A 6,447-nucleotide genomic window follows, 5' to 3' on the forward strand; every position below is an offset into this window, starting at 1 on the left:
CATGGGGCCATGGGGAACGCGATGGGTGCGGTTGGCGGTCATGGCGGCAGCGGTCGGTCTCGCCGCAACGGCCGGGGCCCACGAACCGGGGGCGACGAAGGTCTCGATCGCCGTTGGGGCCGACGGACGGGTCGAAGTGCGGATCCCGGCGATTCCGGCAGCCCTCGTGCCGCTGCTCGACACCACGACGGACGCGGGGGGAACGGGAGACGAAGCCAGGTTCCTCGCCAGACGAGCAGCGTGGCTCGACACGGTGAGTCTCGAGGCTGATGGCGCGGTGGTGCCGCTCACGTTCCGCTGGGAACGTGAACCCTCAGCGGCGGCCGTGGAGGTGGTGGAAGGGACGATTGTCCTGAACGGGCAGCTCCAGACCGGCGCCCACCACCTCGTCTGGAGATATACCCTGCCCGCGGGCGCTTATCCCATTCGGGTGACGACGCCCGGCGCCCAGGCGCCCTTCGTCGTCTGGGCCGTCGGCGACAGGAAGAGCGAGACGATCCGCCTGGCCCTGCCCTCCCGGACGGCACTCGCCGCCCAGTACGTCGGGCTCGGCGTCGTGCACATCGTGCCTCGAGGCATCGACCACATCCTGTTCGTGCTCGGCCTGTTCCTCCTGCAGCGGTCATGGCGACCTCTCCTGCTGCAGGTCTCGGCCTTCACCGCGGCGCATACGCTGACGCTCGGCGCCAGTGTCGCCGGCCTGGTGACGATGCCGGCCGAGGTGGTCGAGCCTCTCATCGGCGCCTCGGTCGCGTGGGTGGCGGTCGAGAACGTCTGGCGATCGTCGGTGTCGCGGTCACGCGTCGGCGTGGTGTTCCTGTGCGGCTTGCTGCACGGACTGGGCTTTGCGGGAGTGCTGGCCGAGCTGGGTCTTCCTGCGGGCGCCCGGGCACTCGCGCTCGTCTCGTTCAACCTGGGCGTGGAACTGGGACAGGTGTCGGTGCTCGCGTGCGCCTTCCTGGCGACGTGGTGGCTGGCGGGCCATCCCCGGCGCTACCGCCACTGGGTGGTGGTGCCAGTCTCGTGTGTCATCGCGGTGGTCGGCATCTACTGGACACTCGAGCGTCTGGGTGCGGTCGTCTGATCACGGGACGCGCGCGCGCCCCACCACCTCGACCGTGCCGGCGGCGGTGGCTCTGACGAATACGGCCTCGCCCTCGGTCGGGACGACGCCTGTCAGGGCCGTGATGTTCACCTGGTGGGTGATGAAGAAGGTCGGACGTCGCGAGTCGATCTTGCGCAGTACGGCGAGGCGCAACGCCTGTGTGGCGGCGTCCTCGTCGCCGCGCCCGGCGAAGAACGAGTTCAGCCACGGGGCTTCCGCGACCGCACCGACGCCGAGCAACCGGGCGGTCTCGAGGCAGCGGCACCACTGACTGCTGTGCACGTCGGCGTCCTTGACGCCCACGCTGCGCAGCACGTCGCCGAGACGCCGAGCGTCGCGCCGGCCTTGCTCGGAGAGGTTCCTCTGCGTGGAGCACTCGTCGAGCCTGAACCCTTGCGGGTCGCCGGTGCCTGGCGCTCGAGCGTGGCGGAGCAGCGTCACGATTCCCGGGTCTCTGGAACGGGCGAACTCGAGGACTGGCGGCACGCCTGGCTGGGCGGCGCTGCTGCCGAGCACCAGGAGTTGCACAGCGACGGTGACGACGAGAAGACCGGGCAGGCGCATGGTCGTCAGCGTGGCACGGATTGAGTGGCCGGTCACACCCAGCCAGGGGATTCGGCCGGATTCAGCGACAAATAAGAAAGCCCGACGCATCGTGAGACGCGTCGGGCTTCGATATATCCCCGGCAGTGACCTACTCTCCCACAGACCTGCGCCTGCAGTACCATCGGCGGTGGAGGGCTTAACTTCCGTGTTCGGAATGGGAACGGGTGTGACCCCTCCCCTATGGCCACCGGGAAACTTGTTGGCGGCCGGCCCCGGACAATTCCGGAGCCGAGCTCCTCGACGACGAAGCCGTCGAAGGTGCGCACGTCTGGGGCCCCAGCATACCTAGGGGCATGGCGTGCAGCCGCGCATCTCTTCAAAGAGCTGCCTGGGGATCGGTTCCCAGGGCTTTGGTCCGCCGTGTCGCCCGAGGGCGCGAAGGCGGCAAGCCAACTGAATATCCTGCAAACGGTAGTGTTTACTCGACTACACCACAGTGGGTGAAAGTTATGGTCAAGCCTCACGGCTGATTAGTACCAGTAAGCTGAGGATGTCACCACCCTTACACACCTGGCCTATCACCTGGTGGTCTACCAGGAGCCTTCAGGGACTTGCGTCCAGGGAGATCTCATCTCGTGGAGGGTTTCACGCTTAGATGCTTTCAGCGTTTCTCCCTTCCGAACGTAGCTACCCAGCGCTGCCACTGGCGTGACAACTGGTACACTAGAGGTTCGTCCAACCCGGTCCTCTCGTACTAAGGTCAGCCCCACTCAAATCTCCTGCGCCCACGACAGATAGAGACCGAACTGTCTCGCGACGTTCTAAACCCAGCTCACGTACCGCTTTAACCGGCGAACAGCCGGACCCTTGGAACCTGCTACAGCTCCAGGATGCGATGAGCCGACATCGAGGTGCCAAACCTGGGCGTCGATGTGAACTCTTGGCCCAGATCAGCCTGTTATCCCCGGCGTACCTTTTATCCGTTGAGCGATGGCCCTTCCATGCGGAACCACCGGATCACTAATGCCTGGTTTCCCACCTGCTCGACGTGTATGTCTCGCAGTCAAGCTCGCTTATGCATTTGCACTCTACGGCTGATTTCCAAACAGCCTGAGCGAACCTTCGCGCGCCTCCGTTACACTTTAGGAGGCGACCGCCCCAGTCAAACTACCCGCCTAGCAGTGTCCCTGACCCGGATAACGGGTCGAGGTTAGAACGTCAAAGTATCAAGGGTGGTATCTCACCGGTGACTCCCCGAACCCCAAGAGGCTCGGTTCAACGTCTCCCACCTATCCTGCGCATGACACGTCAACATTCACTACTAAGTTGTAGTAAAGGTGCACGGGGTCTTTTCGTCTAGTCGCGGGCAACCGGCGTCTTCACCGGTACCACAAATTCGCAGTGCCACTCGTTGAGACAGCGCCCAGATCGTTACGCCATTCGTGCAGGTCGGAACTTACCCGACAAGGAATTTCGCTACCTTAGGACCGTTATAGTTACGGCCGCCGTTTACCGGGGCTTCAGTTCAAAGCTTCGCCTTGCAGCTAACCTCTCCCTTTAACCTTCCGGCACCGGGCAGGCGTCAGACCCTATACGTCGTATTCGACTTTGCAGAGCCCTGTGTTTTTAGTAAACAGTCGCCTGGGCCTCTTTATTGCAACTCCTTCACGCTCATGGAGCAAGTCCAATCACGCTACGGGAGCACCCCTTCTTCCGAAGTTACGGGGCCAATTTGCCGAGTTCCTAAACGAGTGTTCTCACTTGCGCCTGAGGATTTTCTCCTCGCCTACCTGTGTCGGTTTGCGGTACGGGTACCCAAACATCTCCTTAGAGGCTTTTCTTGGCAGCGTGGCGTCAGTGACTTTGTGACCCGAAGGTCTCGCTCTGGGCCCTCAGATTAACGACTGACCGGATTTGCCTGGTCAATCTACCTACAGCCCTCGAACTGGTCGCCTTGCGGCCCTAACCAGTCTCACCTAGCCTCCTGCGTCCCCCCATCGTGATAACGATGTTTAGGTAGTTCCGGAATGTTGACCGGATGTCCATCCGCTACGCCCTTCGGCCTCGCGTTAGGTCCCGACTAACCCTGAGTGGACGAACCTGGCTCAGGAATCCTTAGGCTTACGGCGGGAAGGATTCTTACCTTCCTTATCGCTACTTATGCCGGCAGGGTCACTTCCATACGCTCGACATCAGTGCTTTCGCTCTGACTACATACGTACGGAACGCTCTTCTACCAATGTGAGCGCCCGCAGGCGCTCGTCCATTCTACGACTTCGGTCTCATGCTTGAGCCCCGTTATATTATCGGCCCAGAGACCCTTGACCAGTGAGCTATTACGCTTTCTTTAAAGGATGGCTGCTTCTAAGCCAACCTCCTGGTTGTCAGTGCGTCTCCAGATCCTTTACCACTTAGCATGAAGTTAGGGACCTTAGTCGGTAGTCTGGGCTGTTTCCCTTTCGACGATGAAGCTTAGCCCCCACCGTCTCACTGCCGGGCTATGTGTCTCTGGCATTCGAAGTTTGATTGGATTCAGTAACCTGGTAAGGCCCCTAGTCCATTCAGTGCTCTACCACCAGAGCCAACCACCCGACGCTGCTCCTAAAAGCATTTCGAAGAGAACGGGCAATCACGGAGTTTGATTAGCCTTTCACCCCTACCCTCAGCTCATCCAAGCTGTTTTCAACCAACACTGGTTCGGGCCTCCACGCGGTGTTACCCGCGCTTCACCCTGGCCAAGGGTAGATCACCCCGCTTCGCGTCTATTCCCAGCGACTATGCGCCCATTTCGGACTCGCTTTCGCTTCGGCTCGCTTACGCTTAACCTCGCCACTGAGAATAACTAGCCGGCTCATTATGCAAAAGGCACGCGGTCAGGCAACGGCGATTTCTCGCCAAACGCCCTCCCACTGCTTGTAGGCATGCGGTTTCAGGAACTATTTCACTCCCCTTAACGGGGTGCTTTTCACCTTTCCCTCACGGTACTGGTTCACTATCGGTCGCCAAGGAGTATTTAGCCTTGCGAGATGGTCCTCGCAGATTCCCACGGGATTCCTCGTGTCCCGCGGTACTCAGGTGCCTGTCCAACGAGGTCACGACGATTTCGCCTACGGGGCTTTCACCCTCTGTGGCCATCCGTTCCAGGATGCTCGACTATCGTGTGACTTGGTAACTCGTCGGCCTTGCGGCCAAACAGGTCCTACAACCCCACCGAGCAAGCTCGATGGTTTGGGCTATGTCCGCGTTCGCTCGCCGCTACTAGCGGAATCTCTCTTGATTTCTGTTCCTGTGGGTACTGAGATGGTTCACTTCCCCACGTTGCCTTCCAGGACCTATGTATTCAGTCCAGGATACCCAGGCATGACCCCGGGTGGGTTTCCCCATTCGGAAATCTCCGGATCAAAGCTTGTTTGCAGCTCCCCGAAGCTTATCGCAGCTTACCACGTCCTTCATCGACTCTTGGCGCCAAGGCATTCACCGCACGCCCTTAGTAGCTTGACCATAAGAACACCCGATTTCGCCTCACGCGGCCCGCGAAGGACACGTGAGGAAAATCTAGGCTTATACACACTGCTGTGTGGTCGGTAAAAACTACCGTTTGCAGGATATTCAGTTGTCAAAGAGTTCGTTCACCGTCGCGACGTGTGCCGCGTTGGCGAATCAGCTCGCCGCCCGCGAGGGCAGCGACCAATCCGTGGTGCTCTTCACCGAATCCCGGACAGCCGTCGCGACCAACGGTCACGCAGGCTGGTGGAGAATACCGGGCTCGAACCGGTGACCTCCTGCTTGCAAAGCAGGCGCTCTCCCAGCTGAGCTAATTCCCCTTGATCCAGTGAAGAGGCGTTCCCCGGTCGACCACCCGTGAGGGTGTCGGCCTCGGGCCGCGCGCTGGTGGGCCTGAGTAGATTTGAACTACTGACCCCACGCTTATCAAGCGTGTGCTCTAACCAGCTGAGCTACAGGCCCAGGAACGATGATTTCTCAAAGAGCCAGGTCGGTTCGACCCGGTTCCTTCAAAACTAGACAGAACGTGCGCACACTGCAACCTGTGAGATTCAGATCGATCTCGAGAGCACCCTGACGCTCCTGGTCTAGCCAGGAACCGTGATGCGACTCTAGAAAGGAGGTGATCCAGCCACAGGTTCTCCTACAGCTACCTTGTTACGACTTCACCCCAATCACTAACCATACCTTCGGCGCTAGCCTCCCTTGCGGGTTAGCGTGGCGACTTCTAGTACAGCCAGCTTTCGTGATGTGACGGGCGGTGTGTACAAGGCCCGGGAACGTATTCACCGCGGCATGCTGATCCGCGATTACTAGCGATTCCAACTTCATGCAGGCGAGTTGCAGCCTACAATCCGAACTGAGACCGGCTTTCTCCGATTAGCTCACCCTCGCGAGTTTGCAACGGTTTGTACCGGCCATTGTAGCACGTGTGTAGCCCCAGACATAAAGGCCATGCTGACTTGACGTCATCCCCACCTTCCTCCGGTTTGTCACCGGCAGTTTCTCCAGAGTGCCCAGCTTGACCTGATGGCAACAGAAGACAAGGGTTGCGCTCGTTGCGGGACTTAACCCAACATCTCACGACACGAGCTGACGACAGCCATGCAGCACCTATACAGACGCCCTTGCGGGAACCGGCTTTCACCGGCGATCGTCTACATTTCGAGCCTGGGTAAGGTTCTTCGCGTTGCGTCGAATTAAACCACATGCTCCACCGCTTGTGCGGGCCCCCGTCAATTCCTTTGAGTTTCAGCCTTGCGACCGTACTCCCCAGGCGGAGTGCTTAATGC

The 6,447-nt window shown here is 60.0% G+C and carries 2 protein-coding genes, 2 tRNA genes and 3 rRNA genes; 1 reads left to right on the top strand and 6 read right to left on the bottom strand.

Translation table 11 applies throughout. The features are described from left to right. Nucleotide 1 precedes the first annotated feature (1 nt). Nucleotides 2-1,084 carry a HupE/UreJ family protein gene (locus tag Q0C41_RS16695; RefSeq protein WP_291985444.1) on the top strand — a complete coding sequence of 361 codons (1,083 nt, stop codon included), beginning with the start codon at nt 2-4 and terminating at the stop codon, nt 1,082-1,084. Here Q0C41_RS16695 and Q0C41_RS16700 read toward each other — a convergent pair whose 3' ends face one another. From Q0C41_RS16700 to Q0C41_RS16725, 6 genes are all read right to left on the bottom strand, one after another. Then, nucleotides 1,085-1,759, bottom strand: coding sequence for a histidine phosphatase family protein (locus Q0C41_RS16700; protein WP_291985446.1), 675 nt, complete (start codon nt 1,757-1,759; stop codon nt 1,085-1,087). It lies immediately after the preceding gene. 27 nt (nt 1,760-1,786) lie between these two features. Further along, nucleotides 1,787-1,903: ribosomal RNA gene (gene rrf, locus Q0C41_RS16705) — 5S ribosomal RNA — on the bottom strand. A 257-nt stretch (nt 1,904-2,160) separates the two neighbouring features. Further along, a 23S ribosomal RNA gene (locus tag Q0C41_RS16710) occupies nt 2,161-5,152 on the bottom strand. A 247-nt stretch (nt 5,153-5,399) separates the two neighbouring features. Next, a tRNA-Ala gene (locus Q0C41_RS16715) sits at nt 5,400-5,475 on the bottom strand. 65 nt (nt 5,476-5,540) lie between these two features. Beyond that, nucleotides 5,541-5,617 (bottom strand) — tRNA-Ile (locus Q0C41_RS16720). 153 nt (nt 5,618-5,770) lie between these two features. After that, nucleotides 5,771-6,447 (bottom strand): 16S ribosomal RNA (locus Q0C41_RS16725); the annotation flags it as partial.

It is taken from the genome of Luteitalea sp., assembly GCF_022842525.1.
In the GTDB taxonomy this organism is placed as follows: Bacteria; Acidobacteriota; Vicinamibacteria; order Vicinamibacterales; family Vicinamibacteraceae; genus Luteitalea.

What these genes read in the sequence shown, in the direction of transcription:
- Q0C41_RS16695 (WP_291985444.1), top strand. Translation starts at nt 2, where the DNA reads ATGGGGCCATGGGGAACGCGATGGGTGCGGTTGGCGGTCATGGCGGCA.
- Q0C41_RS16700 (WP_291985446.1), bottom strand. Translation starts at nt 1,759, where the DNA reads ATGCGTCGGGCTTTCTTATTTGTCGCTGAATCCGGCCGAATCCCCTGG.